This is a genomic window from Natrinema altunense (assembly GCF_000731985.1).
GTDB classification, from domain to species: Archaea; Halobacteriota; Halobacteria; order Halobacteriales; family Natrialbaceae; genus Natrinema; species Natrinema altunense.
The window spans coordinates 292,140-309,637 of the sequence record NZ_JNCS01000004.1 but is presented as its reverse complement, the minus strand read 5'-3'; the positions used below and the strand labels follow the sequence as shown (position 1 = coordinate 309,637).

The following is a 17,498-nucleotide window of genomic DNA, read 5'->3' as shown; positions in this document are numbered from 1 at the left end:
AACACGCAGGTGATTTCTTTTCCGGACGGCACTGGTAGCAATTCACGTGCAGATCACTCGACAGCTCCGGATCGACGTCGGGCGGCGGGAGGTCGACGTCGGTACCGAAACGACCGTCCGGGTCCGCGACGACCGGCGACAGCCCGTCGAGGGAGCCGTCGTCTCGACGGAGACGAAATCGACACGAACCGACGAACGCGGGCTGTGTAAACTACAGTTCGGTTCCCCAGGGTTCTGGAAACTCACCGCCGCGAAGTCCCCGACCAACCGCGTGGCGTACACGCCCGCGTCGACGCTCGTTCGGGTCGTCCCGAACGCAGCGGCGCTCCGGCCGTATCGCCCGATCGGGTCCCGGTAATGCCGCGTAATGGCATGCCACAGGGTTATCCCGGCCGCCGCCGTGTGGCGTACCATGGGAGACACCAAAGAGAGTCGGGACGAGCAGGCCGACGACGCCGACACGCGCCAGCGCGAGCGTGAACTCGAGGAGGCACTCGAGCGGGACGACGAGGACGAACCGCCGATCGAGGAAGAGATGGACGACGGCGAACCCGACGAGTCCGACGAAGAGCGGACGACGGGAGCGGAGTAGCGTCGCTACAGCCCCCAGAAGAAATTGATGCCGAGGACGGTCACGATCGAGAGCAGCAACTGGAGCGGTGCGCCGACTCGGACGAAGTCGGTGAACTTGTAGCCGCCGGGGCCGTAGACGAACAGGTTCGTCTGGTAGCCGACGGGCGTGAGGAACGCGGTCGAGGCCGCGAACGTCACCGCGAGCACGAACGCGAAGGGGTTCGCGCCGATCTGATCGGCGGTCTGAACGGCGACCGGGAGCATCAACACGACGCTCGCGTTATTGGAGATGACGCCCGTGATGAGCCCGGTCGCGAGGTAGAACACCCAAAGCACACCGAGCGCCGGTAGATAGGTGCCGGTCGTGGCGACGAGGCTCCCGAGCAGGTCCGCGCCGCCGGTCTGCTCGAGGGCGATTCCCAGCGGGATGATGCCGGCCAGCAGGAAGATCACGTCCCACTCGACGGCGTCGTAGATTTCCGTCGGCTTGAGCACGCCCGTCGCGACCATCGCGACGACGCCGGCGAGTGCGGTCACGAGGATCGGCAGGGAGAGCGCGGACAGCGCCTCGAACGCGCCGACGCCCGTCAGCCCGGCGAGGGTGGCACCGACCGTCCCCCACGGCACGGCGACGAAGCCGACGACGCCCGCCATGATCGCCGCTGCGTGGGGAATCTTCTCCGTTCGGTAATCCGGCTCCTCGGGTTCGTGCGCGACGATGAAATCGTCGTTCTGCGAGAGTCGGTCGATGCTGTTCGGGGCCGCCTGGACTAACAGCGTGTCACCGACCCGAATCCGGCGTTCCTCCATGTGATCGCGGACCGTCTCCCCGCGGCTGCGAAACGCCAGCACGGTCGCGTCGTAGCGCTGGCGGAACGTCGACGTCTCGAGCGATTCGCCGACGAGGAACGAGCCCCGCGGAACGACGATCTCGACGAGGGTTCGGTCGGCCACCTCGTCGGGCTCTAACTCCTCGTCCGTCCGCGGGTTGCCCGCGAGCGTAAGCGTCCCCCGGTCGACGAACTGCTGGACGGTGTCGCGGTCGGCGCGCAGCCGCAACAGGTCCCCCTCGCGAATCGTCTTCTGCGCGATCGGTTCGATGAACTCCTCGTCGTCGCGGACGACCTGCAGGATGTCGGCGTCGAACTCGACGTGGTCGATCGCGTCCGCGACGGTCGTACCGACGATCGGCGAGTCCTCGTCGACGACGACCTCGGTCAGATACTCCTCGATCGCGTACTCCTGGACGTAGTCTTCCTCGACGGGGACGCGCTCGGGCAGCAGCCGGTGGCCGATGGTCATGAGATAGATGCTCCCGACGACCAGGACGACGATCCCGAGCTTGGTGAACTCGAACATCGAGAACTGGTGGAGTTCGGGATACTCGGTGCTGAGGCGGGCGCTGACGTCGCTCGCGAGGATGTTCGTGGACGTGCCGATCAGGGTGAGCATCCCGCCGAACATCGAGGCGTAGGACAGCGGGATCAGGAGCTTCGAGGGCGAGGTCTTCCCCTTGTGGGCGATATCCGAGACGACGGGAACGAGGATGGCGACGACCGGCGTATTGTTGATAAAGCCGGAAATCGGGCCGCTGATGCCGATCGTCGCCAGGAGCTGTTTGTCGAGGTCGTCGCCGGCGAACGCGGCCATCTTGCGGCCGAGTATCTGAACGACCCCCGTTTGACTGATCCCCGAACTGAGAATCAGCATCGCCAGCACGGTGATCGTCGCCGAACTGGAAAAGCCCGACGTCCCCTCGGCCGTCGAGATCTCGGTGGCGTTCACCACGCCGTCGGCCCCGAGCACCATCAACAACACCATAATCAGGATGGCGGTCACATCGATTGGCAGCCACTCGGTGATGAACAGCACCAGCGCGATGGCGATGATCCCGAACACGACCAGCATCTGGGGGGTCACGGTGAGAGTACCTGACTCGGCGGCCAGCGGCACGGCCCCGATACCCGGGAGAGGACATCCAGACACGGTTGACAGTACGGCTATTCGGACCGTTCCGCTTGAAGGCCCCGGTTCGAGACGCGTTCCCGACTCGTGAACATCTTCGGAGGAGTTCCTTTGGCGCGGGAACCGGACGGGACACTCAAGTGACTGCTCCGAACACGAACGCGCACGACGGCGTCCGCTGCTCGAGTCAGCCGGCCCACTGCGGTCGGTCCGCGGTGCTCGCGCGATCGAATCGGACGCGGCGAGCGGTCGACGCCGATCCGGAGACGATCATGAACGACTACGCGCTCGTCATCGCAATCGCGAACACGACGACGGTGCTGGCGGGAGGCGCAATCGCACTGCTAGCCGACCGTGCGTTCCGACGAACCGGTGCCACGGCGCTGCGGACGGTCGCCATCGGCGTCGGCCTCATCGTCGGCGGGTCGGTGCTGGGCGGCAGCATACACCTCGTCGGCGATGCCGTGGGGCTCGGGATCGCCCTCCAGAGCGCGGTCACTGCGGTCGGATTCGTTATCTTGCTGTACTCGCTATACGCCGAAACGAGCGATATGAGCGTTACGACTGAGATTTCACTATGACCGACGGATCGACGGAACGGCCGACGCGCGTCGTCGCACAGGGGACCTTCGATCTCCTCCACCCGGGCCACGTCCACTACCTCGAGGAAGCCGCCGCTGCGGGCGAGGAACTCCACGTCGTCGTCGCCCGCGCCGAGAGCGTCGCCCACAAGCCCGACCCCGTCCTCCCGGACGAGCAGCGCCGCGACGCCGTCGCGGCCCTCGAAGCGGTCGATCGGGCTCGGCTCGGACATCCCACGGATTTCTCGGTCCCGATCCGCGAGATCGATCCCGACGTACTCGTCCTCGGCCACGACCAGCACCACGACGAGGAGGCGGTCAGAGAGTTGCTCGCGGCGTGGGGGATCGACTGTCGCGTCGAGCGGGCCGGCGGACTCGAGCCGACCGGCGACGATCTGTACGGGAGCAGCGACATCGTCGAACGGGCGATCGCCGACCGGGAACGGACCGGATCGCGATCGCCGGTCGAGTTGGAAGCCGACGCCGACGACTGACGGCTCCCGTCGCCGTTACTGCGAGGACAGCCGCGGTCGGAAGCGCTCGAGGCCGACGTCGAGCATGTCCGGGCTCACCGTCTGGAACTCGCCGTCGTCGGGAAGGTACGGCCGAACGGAATCCCAACTCTCGCGCGCGTAGCGCTCGTCGAGCAGGACGCGAACGCCGACGTCGTCGGGACTGCGGATGACGCGGCCGATCGCCTGCCGGGCTTTCCGGACTGCGGGAACGGTCAGTGCGTACGTGAAGCCGTCGCCGAACGCGTCGTCGTAGGCCCGGCGCACGGCCGTGGTTCGCGGACTCGAGGTGTTGACGATCGGGACCCCACAGACGACGGCAGCGGCGAGTCGATCACCGCTGTAGTCGACGCCCTCGGTCAGCGTCCCCCGGAGGCTCGTGACGAGTACCTTCCCCGCGCCCGCGAAGAACTCGTCTTTGAGCGACTGCGTGGTCTCGTCGTCGCTCGCGGCGTCGAGCAGGACCGGCTTCTCGACCCGGTCCTCGAGGGTCCCGGCGGCCCACTCGGCCTCGGCGTAGCTGGGCATCCCGACGAGGACGTTGCCGGGGAGGCGGGCGACCGTCGCGATCGCATCGGCGTAGGATCGCCGCGTCGGATTGTCTTCTCCCGGGCTGCCGCGATTGTCGTAGGTGTACTTCGGCGCGGCGACCGCGAAGCTCTCGCGGTTCTCCGCGGGGAAGTGCAGGCCGTACCGGCGCTCGACGACCGGTCGGTCCTCCTCGCGGGCGAGGTACTGAAGCCCCGTGACCTCGGTGAAGGCGTCCATCGGCTCGAGGGTCGCGCTCATCAGGATGCCGCCGCCGAAGTGTCCGAGTCGGTCGCCGATGGCGTCGCTTGGCACGCAGTTGTGCAGGGCGAGCCGGGCGTTGTAGGCCCGCCGCCACGACTCCGGCGGCTCGGTGTCGTCCCACGTCCGCTCGAGTTCGATCTCCCGGAAGTAGTCGGTGTGGCCACGACGATACCACTCGCCGAGCACGCGGCCGACGGCGGGCGCGGCGCGGGTTCGATCCTCGTCTTCGGCTTCGTTCAGGACGCGTTCGACGATCGCGCCGACGGCCTCGGCGCGGACCCAGTCGGCGTCGCCGTAGCCCGCCTCCCTGGCCCACTCGGAGAGTTCGTCCTCGGCGGGGTCGCCCGGGTCGCGGAGCGGGATCTCCGCGTCGTGAAGGTCGTTCAGGTTCGATTGCCAGCCCCGGTAGTTCCGGTCGAGGTGTGCGGTGACCCGCCGATCGAGTTCCTCGCGGAGGTCCCGGACGAACTCGAGCGTTCGATTGAGTTCCTCGAAGGTGACGTCGCTATCGTTCAGTTCCCCGCGGACGAGGTCGGCGTCGGCGGTCTTCGAGCCGCCTTCGGCTTGCCGACCCTCGCGCTCGAACTTGATCGGCTGGATGACCCGCGAGAGTTCGGTTTCGGCGTCCCGGAGGGTGCGGTCGGCGACCCCGTCGCTGACGAGATCGCGGACGCGCGGTTCCAACATATGGGCCTCGTCGCAGACGACGAACGTCGACTCGTCGAGGAGCGCGCCGGTGAAGGAGCCGACCGTTCGGGGATCGAAGGCGTGGTAGTAGTTCCCGATCACGACCTCGACCTCGCCGAGGGCGGCCCCCATCACGGAGTGGGGACAGGTGCCGTGCGTGACCGACCGGGCGACCAGGTCCTCGGGCGTGACCATCCCCGCGTCCGTGAAGTCGTAGGGAACCGCCTCGGCAGCCGATCCGGTTTCCTCGTCGTCGGGCAAGTCCGACAGGTACTGCGCGTAGAACGGGCAGTACTCCGTTTCGGCTCCGACGGGCCCACCCTCTCCGTACTCGGGGAGGTCGGGCGGGTACGGCGTGGGCTCGCCCGCGGTCTCGAGGAACGTGTTCTTCGACTGGCTACCGCTGTCAGCCAGCCCGATCTGCTGGCTTCGGGCGCGGGTGGCCAGGTTTTTCGCCGTCGTATCGCCGCCCTCGCCGGTGAGGTCGCGGGTGCGATCCCGCAGCGTTTCGCAGCGATCGTAGACGGTGCCGTCGTCGATCCCCGCCGCGTTCTCACGGTTGTACGGACAGACGTCGGCCTTCCCGACGAGCGTGAGTCCCGAAACCGGGTCCCAGTCGGCGGGCAGGTTCTCGTTGATCGTCTCGAGGTCCGCTTCGAACTGGCGCAGCTGCTGTTTGACGCTCGTCAGCACGAGCACGCGCTCGTAGTCGGTGTCCGGATCGCGCACGAGGTCGATCCCCGCGGTGAGCGCGATCATCGTCTTCCCGGTGCCACAGGCCCCTTCGATGACGGTGTACCCGCCTTCCCGTCCGGTATCGATAGCCGTCTCGATGCCGTCGACCTGCGGGTCGTAGGGCTGGGCGTGGCCGAACACCGTCCGCCAATTCGTCATTCTTCCCGTACTCGTCGTCGGCCGTCCATAGCGTTGACGGACTGGAGCGCGCGCCATCGGTCGCCATCGGTTGCTGGCAGCGTGACCCTTTACTTAGCTGAGTCCCTACGGCACCATGTGAAGGTTCCCCAATCACTCGAGAACGTCGGACAGGACGTGGTCATCCGCACGTTCGAGTACGGCGACGGCAGCGTTATCGCGGTCGACTTCGGCAGTTCGGCCGCTGACATCGCGGTCGATATCGTCGGCTCGACCGCGATCATCGTGGCGGACGGCGAGCAATTCGAGTTCGAACTCCCACCCGAGGCGAGTGCGGTCTCCGGGCGCAACGGCGTGCTCACGATCAAGGAGTAACGTCCCAACCGGCTACGAACGGCTTCGACGAGGACGAGACCACTGTGGTGACGGGTTCGACCGGATTCGGAGCGACGGGCGTTTCGAAACGGGACCGAAGCGCAACGCCTTCCCCGATCCGTCGTCTACTCCGCCCATGAGCGATTCGATCGACGTCGACCGCTGGCGCGCGGACCTCGAGTCGAAACGCGCCGAGAAAGACGAGTTCTTCGCGGAGCATCCCCAGTCGCCGATCCCGCCCGACGCGCGGGACGGCTTCGAGGGACTCGAGTACTTCGCTCCCAATCCGACCTACCGCGTGACCGCGACGGCGACGGTCCACGACGATCCCGAGGTCGTCCTGATGGACACCACCGCGGGCCGAGAGATGCGGTACCTCCGCGTCGCCACGCTCGAGTTCGAACTCGATCGCGAGGCGCCACGCGCCTCGGTATCCGCGAGCGGCGATCAGCCGCGAGCGCGCGAGGACGAGGACCTCGACGACGGCACCGTCGCGCTCGCGGCCTACCGGCAGGAGAGTCCGAACGAACAGCCGCTGTTCGTCCCGTTCCGGGACAAGACGACGGGCCAGCAGACCTACCAGGGCGGTCGATACATGGAACTCGAACCGGATCGGGAACTCGAGGACGGCGACGAGATCGTCGTGGACTTCAACCTCGCGTACTCCCCGTTCTGTGCCTACAGCGACACGTTTGACTGTCCGCTCCCGCCCGAGGAAAACTGGCTCGAGGTAGCGATCCCGGCCGGCGAACGCTACGAGTAGTCGGTCGTCACCGGAGAGGTACGTTTCGACTCGAGGTATCGGCGTCCGTACGTCCTGTCCCGTGTGGTTCTCGGTCTCGAGTGGAAACCGGGGGGTTTTCGCTGACGGGGCGGCCGTCGATAGACGACGCCGACGCGTCAGTGAGCGACGCCGACGGTGAGCAACGTCCCGAGTTCGCGGTAGCGTTCGACCATGTCCTCGCGGGTATCCCAGTCCTCCGTGGGGAACTCGGCCACGTCGGGAATCGTGATCTCGCGGTCGGGAATGGTATCCTGTTCGGCGACGGAGAGCCCCGCAGCACGGAAGGCATCGCGGTACTGTTCGCGGTCCCAGCGGGTCATCTCGATGGTGATGAACTCCTGCCACTCGTGGGAGTGGACGTTCTCCTCGTAGTAGTTGACCGCACAGTAGAAGGTGCCGCCGGGTCGGAGGACTCGAGCGATCTCCGCGAGCGTGTGGTCGGGATCGGCCGCGTAATAGAACGCTTCCATGCTCCAGACGTGATCGATCGAGTCGTCGGCGAAGGGGAGTTCGTCGAAGTCACCGACGAGATAGCCGACGACCGGATCGTCGGTGTACCCCGCGGCGTTGCGCGCCATCTCGGGGGAACCGTCGAGTCCGTAGACGCGACCGGCGTCTTTGGTATCGCGCAGCGCGCGTCCGGCGTAGCCGCTCCCACAGCCGAGATCGAGAACGGTATCGCCGGGTTCGATCGGCATCCGCGCGAGCGCATGTTTTGCGGTGTGCCAGTGGCGCTCTTCCATGCCCTTGTCCCGGCCGCTCGAGGCCCAGTCGTCGAACTCCTCGCGAACGCTCATATACAAACCCGTGAACGCCGCGGCCCTAAACGCGTTCGCATCGAAACGACTTTCGTCGGAACCGGGTCGGATCGAGTAGACCCCGGGGCCGAACCGGGCGACCGTTCTCACTGCGATGAGAACCACCGATAGATTCTTTAGGCTAGCCTAAAACATATGGAGTGAAGGGTCGGTGATCGAAGTCCGTGGGCATCCGGATTTCGATTCGACGCTCGGTGAGTCGCGCTGTCCCACCCCTCGCCAGTTTTTCAGACCCTTCCTCCGTTTCCGACGCTACCTTCCCCCGAGAGACACATCCGCACGCTTAAGGGAGTTCCCAAAGTTGTTCACGGCACTATGGATTACACACTTGCAATCGACGGGACACCGGAAACGGTTCCCGGCGGAACCGGGATGCTCCTCTTACACCCGAGCACCGGCGAAACCGACCGTATCGACACGGACTTCCTCAAAATCGACACCGACAACTTCCTCGTCGTCTCCACGCGAACCACCGCTCGCGAGGTCAGACAGAAACTCGAGCACTACGATGTCGACGAGGAGCGCGCCGAAATCCTGGACACGCTCAGCATCGAACGCGGCTACTCGCGGCGCTCCTCCGAGACCGTCCACTACGTCGCCGCACCCGACGACGTCGACGGTATCGTCGAGCACATCGACGGCTTCCTCGACGAGCACGACGGCAAACTCCGCATCAGCTTCGACTCCGTGACCGAACTCGCCTATTACGCCGGCGACGATCACGCCCTCGAGGCGGTCGAGCGGATTCTCGAACTGCTCGAAAAACACGACGCGGTCGGCCTCTTTCACCTCTCCGAGGAGCCCCACGACGAGGCGGTCGTCGACGAGTTCCGCGCCCTGTTCGACGGGATCATCGATCTCGACGAGGACGGCAGCGTCGACGCCGACTTCTAACCCGGCACCCAGTAGTCGAGTGTCGGGTCTCCGCGAGACATCGGCGAACGGCATCAACGGCAGTGGCCCGTGCTGGATGACGGCGAGCCGCGCACGACTCGAGCGCCTCGGCGGTTACTCCTCGAGCGAGTCGAACGTTTTCTCGGCCCACCGAATCGCGTACTCCGGGCCGTGGTCAAGATACGCCTCGGTATCGAGCGCGGCGAAGGGAGCCGGCAACTCGATCGCGTGTTTGAGCGCGGCACACGCCAGCTCCGTCGCATCGCCGAACGTGGTCTCACCGCGTGCGACCGCACGCGGGAGCCCGGCGACCCGGTCCTCGAGTCGGGTCCCGGCGTCCTGCCACGCGGCGGCGAGTTCCGGGTGGTCGTCGTGCCAGTTCGCGAAGACCGCGCGCGTCCGAAGCCCGACCCAGCCGTCGAACAGTGCCGCGGCGATCTGGTAGGTATCGTTCGGGTCGAGCGCGACCGCCCGATCGAGATCCGGATAGGTCGCCTCGAAGAAGCCGATGAAGTGTTCGGGCACCTCGAGATCGACCTGAACGAGCGCCTCGGCGAGCAGGAAATCGACGAACGAGTCGGGCGACCCCTCGACGCGGGGTTTGACGAGGACGATCGGCGGATCGGTCTGGCGGGTCCAGACGACGCTCCCGTCGCCCGGCATCCCGACGGTGAGGTCCGAACTCGCGTAGCGAGCGAGCAGGGTCGGCGCGTCCTCGGGAAGCCAGGCCGCGGGGTAGCTCGCTGGCTCGAGCGCGTCGACGATCAGGCCGAGATCCTCGGCGACTGCCGGGTTCAGCGTCTCGAAGTCGCGCTCGCAGTCGAGGACCTGGACGTCGGGCGCGTGGGCCTGCCGGACGGCCTCGACTCGATCCGAGAGCGCACGAGCCTCGAACATCAGGCGAACGCGTTCTGGAAGACGAGCAGGATCGACAGCAGCGCCGATACGGCGACCGTGGTGAGAACGACCTTGGTTGCGGTGCTCATGTCCGGTGGGTTGTCTCCGCGTCGCTTAAATCCATCTGTCTCGGTCGCGCTTCCCGCTCTGCCATCCGTCAGCGCCCGTTTCGGTCCCCGCGAGTTCACGCGGTTCGTCCGTCCGTCGCGGTCGCGTTCTCGCGACTATCGGCCCCTCCGGTTCGTCCCCATTGAGGCGGTCGGTTCGCGTGGACGGACGACGGGTAGAGGGAGTGGACGGACAAACAGGTAGGGGTCGTGGACGGACGAACGAGTAGCGGGAAGCGTTCTCGAGAACTGGGTTACTGCAGTCGAACCGATGCCGTGCTGGGAGGCAACCCGTGCCGTGCTGGGAGGCAAACCGAGTGACCGAGCGGTGGCTCAGTCGTCCTCGTCGTCGTGCCACGACTCCGGTACGTCGATGACGTATCGTCCGTCTTCTTGCAGGGAGATGATGTACTCGTCCCGGTTGTAGAGCTCCATCAGGTTGAGTTCGTACTGTCCCGGCCGAACGATCTTGATGCTCTCGAACTGCTCGTTGAGTTCCGCCCGGAGGTCCTCGATCGACGGGCGCTGCCCGCTCGGCTCGCTGACGACGCGCCCGTGTTCCGGAGGTCGGTCGGCGTCGTCGGAGTCGACGCCGGCCCCGGTCTCGGCTTCACTATGCTGGCCGGCGACGCTGCCCGCATCGCCGTCGTGCTCCGCTCCGCCCTTATCGGAGTGCTCGGCGTGTGTAGGGAGATCGTCCGAGGGCACGACTTCGCTACGGGCGTCGGCCTGTGCCGAGTTCTCGTCGTCCGCCATGGTCGCGGTCGGACCGCTCGATGGCCGGTCCGACGGGTTTCGGGAGTGGGACTGCTCGTCGGAGCCTTTGCCGGTCGACTCGGTCGGCGATCCGGACCGGTCCTCGGGTCGTCGGGCCGTCTCGGGCCACTCCTCGAACTCGCCGTCCGATGGCGGCTCCGAATCGCCACTGTCGATATCGTCGCTCGCGGGCCAGGGTCGGTCCGACTCCCTGGCTGCCGTCGAGCCGGCAGACAGCGGCTGTTCGGCGGCTTCCGGACTCGAGTCGTCGGCGGAATCGGCCGACACCCAGTCGCGAACGGTCTCCGCGGCGCGCGTCGCGACGTTGTCCGGTTCGGACGAGGACGCGTCCGCCGAGTCGCTTGCGGTATCGACCGATCCGGAGCCGTCAGCCCCCGCTCCGCCGGACGATTCGGCTGCGGCCGCCGTGGTCGGCGCGAACTGGAACTTGTTCCCGCCGCAGTCCGGACACCCCGACAGCATCTCCTTGGAACCGTCGGCGAACGTCCGGCCGCAGTTCGTACACTGATGTGGCATTAGTTACGGGACACGAGCGCGCTGATGAGCGTTTCGTCCTTGTGGAGCGTCTCGATCTGGTTCGCCGGCCCGATCACCGTCAGCTTCGCTTCCGTCTCGTCGCCCCCCATAATACGACCGAGCAGTGACGAGTCACGGGTCTCCGACTTGGGGTAGGTCTCGATCTCGATCCCGTTGAACTCGTCGGGACTGATTTCGGCCATCGTCACTTCGATGAGGCGACTCTCCTCGTCGGGCGTCAGCCCCTCCTCCAAGATGACGATGTTGCCGTCGTGGACGCCGTCTAAGATCATCCTGATCTTCTCCATCGTCGCCATTCCGGCCATTCGCTCGCCGCTGATCAGGTCGATCTGTACGCCGTCGGGTGCGTCCGAGTCGTCCGCGTTAGTTGCTTTTGGCATCGGTAATCACCCGAAGTACTCGGCGATGTTGTCGTACACTTCGTCCATGTTGTCGCCCTCCTTCGCGGACAGGGGAATGGTCTTGTGCTGTGGGAAGGCGTCCTCGATCCGCTTGACGCTCGATTCCTCGAGGTCGGTCTTGTTCGCGAAGATCAACACGGGGAGATCGCGCGATTCGACGATCCCGATGAGCATCGTGTTGACCTGCGTGATCGGGTCCTCCGCGCTATCCAGAACGTAGATGACGCCGTCGACGTCCTCCCGGAGCCAGTGCATCGCTTCGGCGACGCCTTCGGTCGCCTCGCGGGAGCGGCGGATCGCGTCCTCTTCGTCCATCTCGTCGGTGAACTCCTCGTAGTCGACCTTCGTCGTCACGCCCGGCGTATCGACGATGTCGATGGTCACCGTCTTGCCGTCCCGTTCGATCTCGACGTTTTCTTTCCTGCGTGCGCGGCGTGTCTCGTGGGGGACGTGGCTCTCCGCACCGACCGCGTCACCAGTCCAGTCACGCGCGATACGGTTCGCGAGCGTCGTCTTTCCGGCATTCGGCGGCCCGTAAATACCGATTCGTTTGGGCTCCTGTTCCGAAAACAGGCGGTCCGTAGCCCGGGAAATACTATCTTTGAGTTCTGTGAACAGTCCCATCTGTAGAGGCCTCCAGCACCGCGGGGTGCATCTGCGCGTACTACAAACTGAACTCACTTAAGCCTACGTCAGACGTGTAGACAATTCGACGAAATGGAGTTAGTGCGATCCGAGACTGTATGCGAGACCGACGTACACTCGGAATCCGTCGTCGAGCGGGTGACCGGGAGTTCGTCTCGAGTGGACAGGACAGCGAGTGGACAGGATAGGACAGGACAGGACAGGACAGGACAGGAAAGGGAGTGTACGGCAACCGAAGACCGTCATCGGACGCCGGCGACCGTCGAGATGACGTCGGCCCGGTAGCGCCCGATCGACAGTCGGTAGTGGGATTATATCACATACCAATATTTCGGAGGCCAATCGAGAGGGGCGAAGCCCCCCACCCCTTCGTTTCGAGTGGAGATCCACGGAGCCGTCGGTTGGAACAGAAACTGGACGACCGATATCGGAGGGGACATCGGTCCGCTTTTCGACTCGAGGCGGTTCTCAGGCCCATTACGATGCTGTATTCGCCGATACGAACGGTTCTAGTAATCTAAAAGCCGATCTAGTAATATAGATAGCACTGAGAATCAGTTCTAGTAGGATCTAGTAAATTAGATTCTAGGCCTAGTAAGAATCTCTTGTTTGCTAGTACTACGGTTACTGTTTCTAGCCGATCCAAATAAATCTTCCCGTCACAAATTCCGTCGAACCCCCACCCACCCTCGCGGCAGGTTCCACCTGAAACGAAGGGGTGGGGGGGATGGGATTTCGACGCCTTCACCGTTTGGAGGGTATTATCATAACCCAATCCAATCGAGACGATCATAACTGAAGTCGCGAGTCGAGTCCCACCACACCGAAGCACTGTTCCACGACAAAGCACCGCTCCACTGAACTCACCACGCCGAAGCAGAGATGACAGAGATACAGCGACCGATAGCCCGTTAGTCACGACTTCCAAGAACGACGGTCAACTCAGCACACTTCATCTCCAGTTCGGTTTGAGTCCCCGATCTGTCTCGCAATCGCGAACCCGTTTACTGGCTGGAGTGTCCGCCAGAACGAATCGGCCTGAGTCGACTCGATGACTTTCCAACTGCTTTTCGTCGACTCGAAATCCAGCGCGACGAGTCGATCGGTCCCGCAACGACCGCCCGTTTCGGTCGGCAACGAGGGGGGAAGGGAAGACTTTATTACCATGGTTTTCCTCTGTTTCGTTTGCATCAACTGGACCCGGAACGGGTATCTGGAACGGTAAATTCGGCCATGGAGGCCGCCACACCGCTGTATTCCCGCTCCCCGGTTCGGCGTTCCACTCGAAATAAGGGGGTGCTGCACGACGGATGTCAGACGACAACTCAGAGATCACTGGCTCGGACGAGGTCGACGGAACGAGCGGTTTCTCGACGGACTTCGAGAGCGCCGACCTCGGCGACGACGAGTCGAATCAGGGACTGTTCGACGACCTGCTTAGCGGCGAGCCCATCTTCGAGAACAAGGAAGTTCTCCGTCCGTCCTACACCCCACACGAACTCCCCCACCGGAGCGATCAGATCAACAAGATGGCGACGATTCTCGTCGCCGCGCTCCGCGGCGAAACGCCGTCGAACATCCTCATCTACGGCAAGACCGGCACCGGTAAAACCGCGAGCGCCAAGTTCGTCAGCAAGGAACTCGAGAGCACCTCACAGAAGTACTCGGTTCCGTGCGACGTCGAGTACATCAACTGCGAGGTTACCGACACCCAGTACCGCGTGCTCGCACAGCTCGCGAACAAGTTCATCGAGAAGAACGAAGCGCGGATCGACGACCGCGTCGCGACACTCGAGTCGCTGCTCGACGATATCGACGAGTACGACGCCGACGCGGCGCGCCGCAGTGCCGACGCGACCGCACCGGGCGAGGGTGCAGACGACCGGACGGCGTCGGACCCCTTCGATTTCGTTTCGAGCGCGGACGCGAAGCCGGACGCCGATGGTTCAAGTGGAGACGAGACCGGCGCTCAGTCCGGTGGTTCTGCAGTCGAAACAGGGGGGTCTCCGGACGGATCGACGGGTGCCTCCGATTCCTCGTCGTCCCCGTCGGAGACCGGGCGAGGGGACGCCGGCGGCACCGGTCACGACGAGGCCACGACCGATTCGTCCGCGTTCCCGCCGAATCATCCACTCGAGTCGACGGCGTTCGAGACCCGCGCCGAGGTCGAGGACCGCATCGCCGAACTCGAGGACGACAAGGAGTCGTTCGAGGAGGTGCCGATGACCGGGTGGCCGACCGACCGGGTCTACAGCGTCTTCTTCGACGCCGTCGACTACGACGAGCGGGTCGTCGTCATCATGTTAGACGAGATCGACAAACTCGTCGAGAAAAGCGGCGACGACACCCTCTACAACCTCTCGCGGATGAACTCCGAACTCGAGAACTCGCGGGTCTCGATCATCGGCATCTCGAACGATCTGAAGTTCACCGACTTCCTCGATCCGCGGGTCAAGTCCTCCCTGGGCGAAGAGGAGATCGTCTTCCCACCGTACGACGCGAACCAACTTCGGGACATCCTCAAGCACCGGTCCGAGGTCGCGTTCAAAGGGAACGCGCTCTCCGAGGACGTGATCCCGCTGTGTGCGGCCTTCGCCGCACAGGAACACGGCGACGCGCGCCGCGCGTTGGATCTCCTGCGGACTGCGGGGGAACTGGCCGAACGGTCCCAGGCCGAGACGATCGTCGAGGAACACGTCCGGCAGGCTCAGGACAAGATCGAACTCGATCGCGTCGTCGAAGTCGTCCGGACGCTCCCCACCCAGAGCAAACTCGTCCTCTTCGCGATCATCCTCCTCGAGAAAAACGGCGTCCACAGCATCAACACGGGCGAGGTATTCAACATCTACAAGCGCCTGTGCGAGGAGATCGACGCGGACGTTCTGACCCAGCGCCGGGTAACGGATCTCATCAGCGAACTCGACATGCTCGGGATCGTCAACGCCGTCGTCGTCTCCAAGGGCCGGTACGGCCGGACCAAGGAGATCAGCCTCTCCGTTCCACTCGAAGAGACGGAGGCCGTCTTGCTTTCCGACTCCCGACTGAGCGACATCGACGACGTCCAGCCGTTCGTTCAGGCGCGGTTCGAAAACTGACCGCGGCTGTGTCCGCGATCCCGTCCGCCCTTCGCTTTCGCTGCAAGCGCTTCAGCATCGCTTTCCGCATCCCAGCGTCATTCCGGCCCCGATTCAACCGGCCGGTATTCCGGCATCGCGTTCCGATCCCCTTCGTTTCGACTCGAGTTCTCACGGGCTGCGACAAAGCCGCGAGCCGTGACGCAACTGCGATGCGGCGGATGCGGATTCCGAGTGGAGAAAGTCGGTGATCGGTTCAGTTTCGATGCCGGCCGATCGCGACCGCGGCTCCGGCGCCGGTACTGGCGATGGCGGCGGTCCCGGCGAGGCTCCCGTCCGGTCCGAAGCCGGTCGCACCCGGACCGGCGGGGGCCGGTGCCGGTATCGATCCCTGGGTCGTACTCGAGGGCGATGTCGGAGCGGCCGTTCCGCCGAGGAGTTTGTCGAAGGTCAGGCGGACGTGGCCGAGCCACGGGATCCGGAACATCGCCTTGCCGGTGACCCACTCGGGCTTTACCACGTCGGTTCTGGAACCTGCTCCTCTCAGTTGATCGTATCCGTCGTTGTTGTCACCTTTCGTGACGAAGCCGGCGTGCTCTGCGGGACAGGTCGCGACCTCCTCACAGGTCGCGTCGCCGACGATCTCCTCGCTGGCCTTGGTATCGACCCAGTGTTCTCCCTTGTCGACCCAGAAGTGGGCGCGGTGGATCACCGGCGTTTCCGCCGGATCGCCGTTGGGTTGGTAGATAATCACGTCGCCGGGATTGCCGAACTTCTCGTGGCCGCTCCCTTGACCGTTCTCGAGGGTGACGACGCCGGTTCCGGCGGTGGCGGCGTCACCGGCGAACCGTCCCTCGTCCGCGACGAAGATGAGATCGCCCCTGTGCATGTTCGGCTCCATGCTGCCACTCTCGACGGCGACGAGCGGGGGCCAGATGCCGCTGACGCCGAACAGGAGGAGGCCGACGACGGCGACGATGGCGACGCTGCTCAGGATATCCCGCGTCACCATGACGGTCTCATGGTCGGTTTTGAGGAACCAGCGCAGGAGCCCGTCGTCTTCGATCGTCACGCCGTCGTCGGCGTTGGCGTTGGCGGCGTTTCCGGACGGCTCCTCGGGTGCAGGCGGCGTTTGCGGACCGCCGGCGCTTCGATCCCGCTCGCGATCGCCGTCGCCGGAGTCGTCCGGGGGTGACCCGGCACTAGAACCGCTCATCGTCACTCGTTTTGCCGGGCCGTCAAATCAACTTTCCGTTCGCGGGGGTCGTTCTCCGATCGTCTCATTGACTGCCATCCCCGGCAGCCATCCCGAACAGGACGAGCGCGATCGTGCCCGTCGCGACGAAGGTACCCGTCGGTCCCAACCCGGTCGCTGCGCCTGCCGAGCCGACTGCCAGCCGAAGCTCTCCGATCCACGGCGCCCGAACCATCGCTTTCCCGGTGATCCAGTCAGGGCTGACGACCGTCGTCTCCGCTCCCGAGCGCGGCAGTTGGTCGTAGCCGGGATTGGCGTCGCCTTTGGTAACGAACCCATCGTGAGGTGCCGGACACGTGGTGATCTCGTCGCAGGTCGCACCGTTCAACGACCCCGGATCGGCTTTCGTCTCGACCCATCGCTCGCCGCGTTCAACCCAGAAGTGGGCGCGGTGAATCGTCGGCGTCTTCGTCGGATCGCCGTTCGGGACGAAGACGATGACGTCGCCGGCACTGGCGAACTTCTCGTGGCCGTTTTCCCGCCCGCTCTCGAGGGTGACGACGCCGGTGCCGTCGACGGCGTTCTCGCCGGCGAACCGATCGTCGTCGACGACGAAAACGAGGTCCCCCTTCTGGATGTTCGGTTCCATGCTCCCGCTCTCGACGGCCACGAACGGTGGCCAGGTTCCGCCGACCGCGAACAGGAGGAGACCGATGGTCGCGATGATCGCGAGACTCGCTGCGACGTCCCGACACGTCGTGACTCGCCAGTCGTCGGTCTCGAGCAGCCAGCGACCGATCCCGTCCTCGATCGCAACGCCGTCGTTGTGGGTCGGTTTCCCGCGATCGTCGTCGGTCGCTCGATCTCGTCGGTCGGGAGCACGGTCGGTTGGCGTGGCCGCGCGATCACCGGGATCGGCTCGCCGAGCCGAGTCCGGTCCCGAGCGTCCGTCGCTGGGACCGGTCGGATCGTCGTCCCGCGTACCGCCGTCAGGCCCGTCCATTGGGAGTC

18 protein-coding genes are annotated in these 17,498 nt (G+C 65.0%); 8 read left to right on the top strand and 10 right to left on the bottom strand.

Annotated features, from left to right (window positions below):
• Positions 1-46: 46 nt before the first annotated feature.
• Positions 47-358, top strand: a complete 312-nt coding sequence (locus ALTAJ2_RS10465; protein WP_007110052.1) for a hypothetical protein — start codon at positions 47-49, stop codon at positions 356-358.
• A gap of 54 nt (positions 359-412) precedes the next feature.
• Positions 413-592 (top strand): hypothetical protein, encoded by a 180-nt coding sequence (locus ALTAJ2_RS10460; protein ID WP_007110051.1) that lies wholly within the window; start codon positions 413-415, stop codon positions 590-592.
• Positions 593-597: 5 nt separating this feature from the next.
• On the opposite strand, the gene ALTAJ2_RS10455 is transcribed toward ALTAJ2_RS10460, so the two are convergent.
• Complete coding sequence (locus tag ALTAJ2_RS10455; protein WP_007110050.1) at positions 598-2,481, bottom strand: SLC13 family permease; 1,884 nt, start codon at positions 2,479-2,481, stop codon at positions 598-600.
• 197 nt (positions 2,482-2,678) lie between these two features.
• Here ALTAJ2_RS10455 and ALTAJ2_RS10450 point away from each other — a divergent pair, with 197 nt between their 5' ends.
• Together ALTAJ2_RS10450 and ALTAJ2_RS10445 are read left to right on the top strand one after the other, a co-directional pair.
• The gene (locus ALTAJ2_RS10450) at positions 2,679-3,119 is read left to right on the top strand and encodes a DUF7521 family protein (protein WP_007110049.1); all 441 of its coding nucleotides are present in this window, start codon (positions 2,679-2,681) and stop codon (positions 3,117-3,119) included.
• On the top strand, positions 3,116-3,613 hold the full coding sequence (locus ALTAJ2_RS10445; protein ID WP_007110048.1) for an adenylyltransferase/cytidyltransferase family protein: 498 nt from the start codon (positions 3,116-3,118) through the stop codon (positions 3,611-3,613). The genes ALTAJ2_RS10450 and ALTAJ2_RS10445 overlap by 4 nt, the downstream gene beginning before the upstream one ends.
• Before the next feature lie 15 nt (positions 3,614-3,628).
• On the opposite strand, the gene ALTAJ2_RS10440 is transcribed toward ALTAJ2_RS10445, so the two are convergent.
• Positions 3,629-6,004: an ATP-dependent DNA helicase gene (locus ALTAJ2_RS10440; protein ID WP_007110047.1), complete on the bottom strand. Its 2,376-nt coding sequence runs from the start codon at positions 6,002-6,004 to the stop codon at positions 3,629-3,631.
• Positions 6,005-6,121: 117 nt separating this feature from the next.
• Between ALTAJ2_RS10440 and ALTAJ2_RS10435 the strand changes: the two genes are divergently transcribed.
• Positions 6,122-6,358: a DUF7127 family protein gene (locus ALTAJ2_RS10435; protein WP_007110046.1), complete on the top strand. Its 237-nt coding sequence runs from the start codon at positions 6,122-6,124 to the stop codon at positions 6,356-6,358.
• Positions 6,359-6,494: 136 nt separating this feature from the next.
• Complete coding sequence (locus ALTAJ2_RS10430) at positions 6,495-7,121, top strand: DUF1684 domain-containing protein (protein ID WP_007110045.1); 627 nt, start codon at positions 6,495-6,497, stop codon at positions 7,119-7,121.
• Positions 7,122-7,258: 137 nt separating this feature from the next.
• Here ALTAJ2_RS10430 and ALTAJ2_RS10425 read toward each other — a convergent pair whose 3' ends face one another.
• Positions 7,259-7,939 (bottom strand): class I SAM-dependent methyltransferase, encoded by a 681-nt coding sequence (locus ALTAJ2_RS10425; RefSeq protein WP_007110044.1) that lies wholly within the window; start codon positions 7,937-7,939, stop codon positions 7,259-7,261.
• Between the two features lie 336 nt (positions 7,940-8,275).
• On the opposite strand from ALTAJ2_RS10425, the gene ALTAJ2_RS10420 reads away from it, so the two are divergent.
• A complete protein-coding gene (locus ALTAJ2_RS10420) occupies positions 8,276-8,854 on the top strand; it encodes a DUF7090 family protein (RefSeq protein ID WP_007110043.1) in 579 nt (192 codons plus the stop codon).
• 114 nt (positions 8,855-8,968) lie between these two features.
• On the opposite strand, the gene ALTAJ2_RS10415 is transcribed toward ALTAJ2_RS10420, so the two are convergent.
• The 5 genes from ALTAJ2_RS10415 to ALTAJ2_RS10400 all read right to left on the bottom strand — a co-directional run bounded on the left by ALTAJ2_RS10415 (position 8,969) and on the right by ALTAJ2_RS10400 (position 12,197).
• A complete protein-coding gene (locus tag ALTAJ2_RS10415) occupies positions 8,969-9,751 on the bottom strand; it encodes a DUF7089 family protein (protein ID WP_007110042.1) in 783 nt (260 codons plus the stop codon).
• Positions 9,751-9,840 carry a hypothetical protein gene (locus tag ALTAJ2_RS20490; RefSeq protein ID WP_006185006.1) on the bottom strand — a complete coding sequence of 30 codons (90 nt, stop codon included), beginning with the start codon at positions 9,838-9,840 and terminating at the stop codon, positions 9,751-9,753. The genes ALTAJ2_RS10415 and ALTAJ2_RS20490 overlap by 1 nt, the downstream gene beginning before the upstream one ends.
• A 351-nt stretch (positions 9,841-10,191) precedes the next feature.
• Positions 10,192-11,151 (bottom strand): OapC/ArvC family zinc-ribbon domain-containing protein, encoded by a 960-nt coding sequence (locus ALTAJ2_RS10410; protein ID WP_007110041.1) that lies wholly within the window; start codon positions 11,149-11,151, stop codon positions 10,192-10,194.
• On the bottom strand, positions 11,151-11,552 hold the full coding sequence (locus ALTAJ2_RS10405; protein WP_006185008.1) for a DUF2073 domain-containing protein: 402 nt from the start codon (positions 11,550-11,552) through the stop codon (positions 11,151-11,153). Before ALTAJ2_RS10405 ends, ALTAJ2_RS10410 begins: the two co-directional genes overlap by 1 nt.
• Before the next feature lie 6 nt (positions 11,553-11,558).
• Positions 11,559-12,197 carry an Era-like GTP-binding protein gene (locus ALTAJ2_RS10400; protein WP_007110040.1) on the bottom strand — a complete coding sequence of 213 codons (639 nt, stop codon included), beginning with the start codon at positions 12,195-12,197 and terminating at the stop codon, positions 11,559-11,561.
• A gap of 1,331 nt (positions 12,198-13,528) precedes the next feature.
• Between ALTAJ2_RS10400 and ALTAJ2_RS10395 the strand changes: the two genes are divergently transcribed.
• A complete protein-coding gene (locus tag ALTAJ2_RS10395) occupies positions 13,529-15,313 on the top strand; it encodes an AAA family ATPase (RefSeq protein WP_007110039.1) in 1,785 nt (594 codons plus the stop codon).
• A gap of 235 nt (positions 15,314-15,548) precedes the next feature.
• Here the strand turns inward: ALTAJ2_RS10395 and ALTAJ2_RS10390 are convergent, their stop codons facing one another.
• Positions 15,549-16,508: a S24/S26 family peptidase gene (locus ALTAJ2_RS10390; protein ID WP_007110038.1), complete on the bottom strand. Its 960-nt coding sequence runs from the start codon at positions 16,506-16,508 to the stop codon at positions 15,549-15,551.
• Between the two features lie 64 nt (positions 16,509-16,572).
• Positions 16,573-17,490, bottom strand: a complete 918-nt coding sequence (locus tag ALTAJ2_RS10385; protein ID WP_007110037.1) for a S26 family signal peptidase — start codon at positions 17,488-17,490, stop codon at positions 16,573-16,575.
• Positions 17,491-17,498: the final 8 nt, after the last annotated feature.

What these genes read in the sequence shown, in the direction of transcription:
- ALTAJ2_RS10460 (WP_007110051.1), top strand. Translation starts at nt 413, where the DNA reads ATGGGAGACACCAAAGAGAGTCGGGACGAGCAGGCCGACGACGCCGAC.
- ALTAJ2_RS10455 (WP_007110050.1), bottom strand. Translation starts at nt 2,481, where the DNA reads ATGCTGGTCGTGTTCGGGATCATCGCCATCGCGCTGGTGCTGTTCATC.
- ALTAJ2_RS10445 (WP_007110048.1), top strand. Translation starts at nt 3,116, where the DNA reads ATGACCGACGGATCGACGGAACGGCCGACGCGCGTCGTCGCACAGGGG.
- ALTAJ2_RS10440 (WP_007110047.1), bottom strand. Translation starts at nt 6,004, where the DNA reads ATGACGAATTGGCGGACGGTGTTCGGCCACGCCCAGCCCTACGACCCG.
- ALTAJ2_RS10430 (WP_007110045.1), top strand. Translation starts at nt 6,495, where the DNA reads ATGAGCGATTCGATCGACGTCGACCGCTGGCGCGCGGACCTCGAGTCG.
- ALTAJ2_RS10425 (WP_007110044.1), bottom strand. Translation starts at nt 7,939, where the DNA reads ATGAGCGTTCGCGAGGAGTTCGACGACTGGGCCTCGAGCGGCCGGGAC.
- ALTAJ2_RS10420 (WP_007110043.1), top strand. Translation starts at nt 8,276, where the DNA reads ATGGATTACACACTTGCAATCGACGGGACACCGGAAACGGTTCCCGGC.
- ALTAJ2_RS10415 (WP_007110042.1), bottom strand. Translation starts at nt 9,751, where the DNA reads ATGTTCGAGGCTCGTGCGCTCTCGGATCGAGTCGAGGCCGTCCGGCAG.
- ALTAJ2_RS20490 (WP_006185006.1), bottom strand. Translation starts at nt 9,840, where the DNA reads ATGAGCACCGCAACCAAGGTCGTTCTCACCACGGTCGCCGTATCGGCG.
- ALTAJ2_RS10410 (WP_007110041.1), bottom strand. Translation starts at nt 11,151, where the DNA reads ATGCCACATCAGTGTACGAACTGCGGCCGGACGTTCGCCGACGGTTCC.
- ALTAJ2_RS10405 (WP_006185008.1), bottom strand. Translation starts at nt 11,552, where the DNA reads ATGCCAAAAGCAACTAACGCGGACGACTCGGACGCACCCGACGGCGTA.
- ALTAJ2_RS10400 (WP_007110040.1), bottom strand. Translation starts at nt 12,197, where the DNA reads ATGGGACTGTTCACAGAACTCAAAGATAGTATTTCCCGGGCTACGGAC.
- ALTAJ2_RS10395 (WP_007110039.1), top strand. Translation starts at nt 13,529, where the DNA reads ATGTCAGACGACAACTCAGAGATCACTGGCTCGGACGAGGTCGACGGA.
- ALTAJ2_RS10390 (WP_007110038.1), bottom strand. Translation starts at nt 16,508, where the DNA reads ATGAGCGGTTCTAGTGCCGGGTCACCCCCGGACGACTCCGGCGACGGC.
- ALTAJ2_RS10385 (WP_007110037.1), bottom strand. Translation starts at nt 17,490, where the DNA reads ATGGACGGGCCTGACGGCGGTACGCGGGACGACGATCCGACCGGTCCC.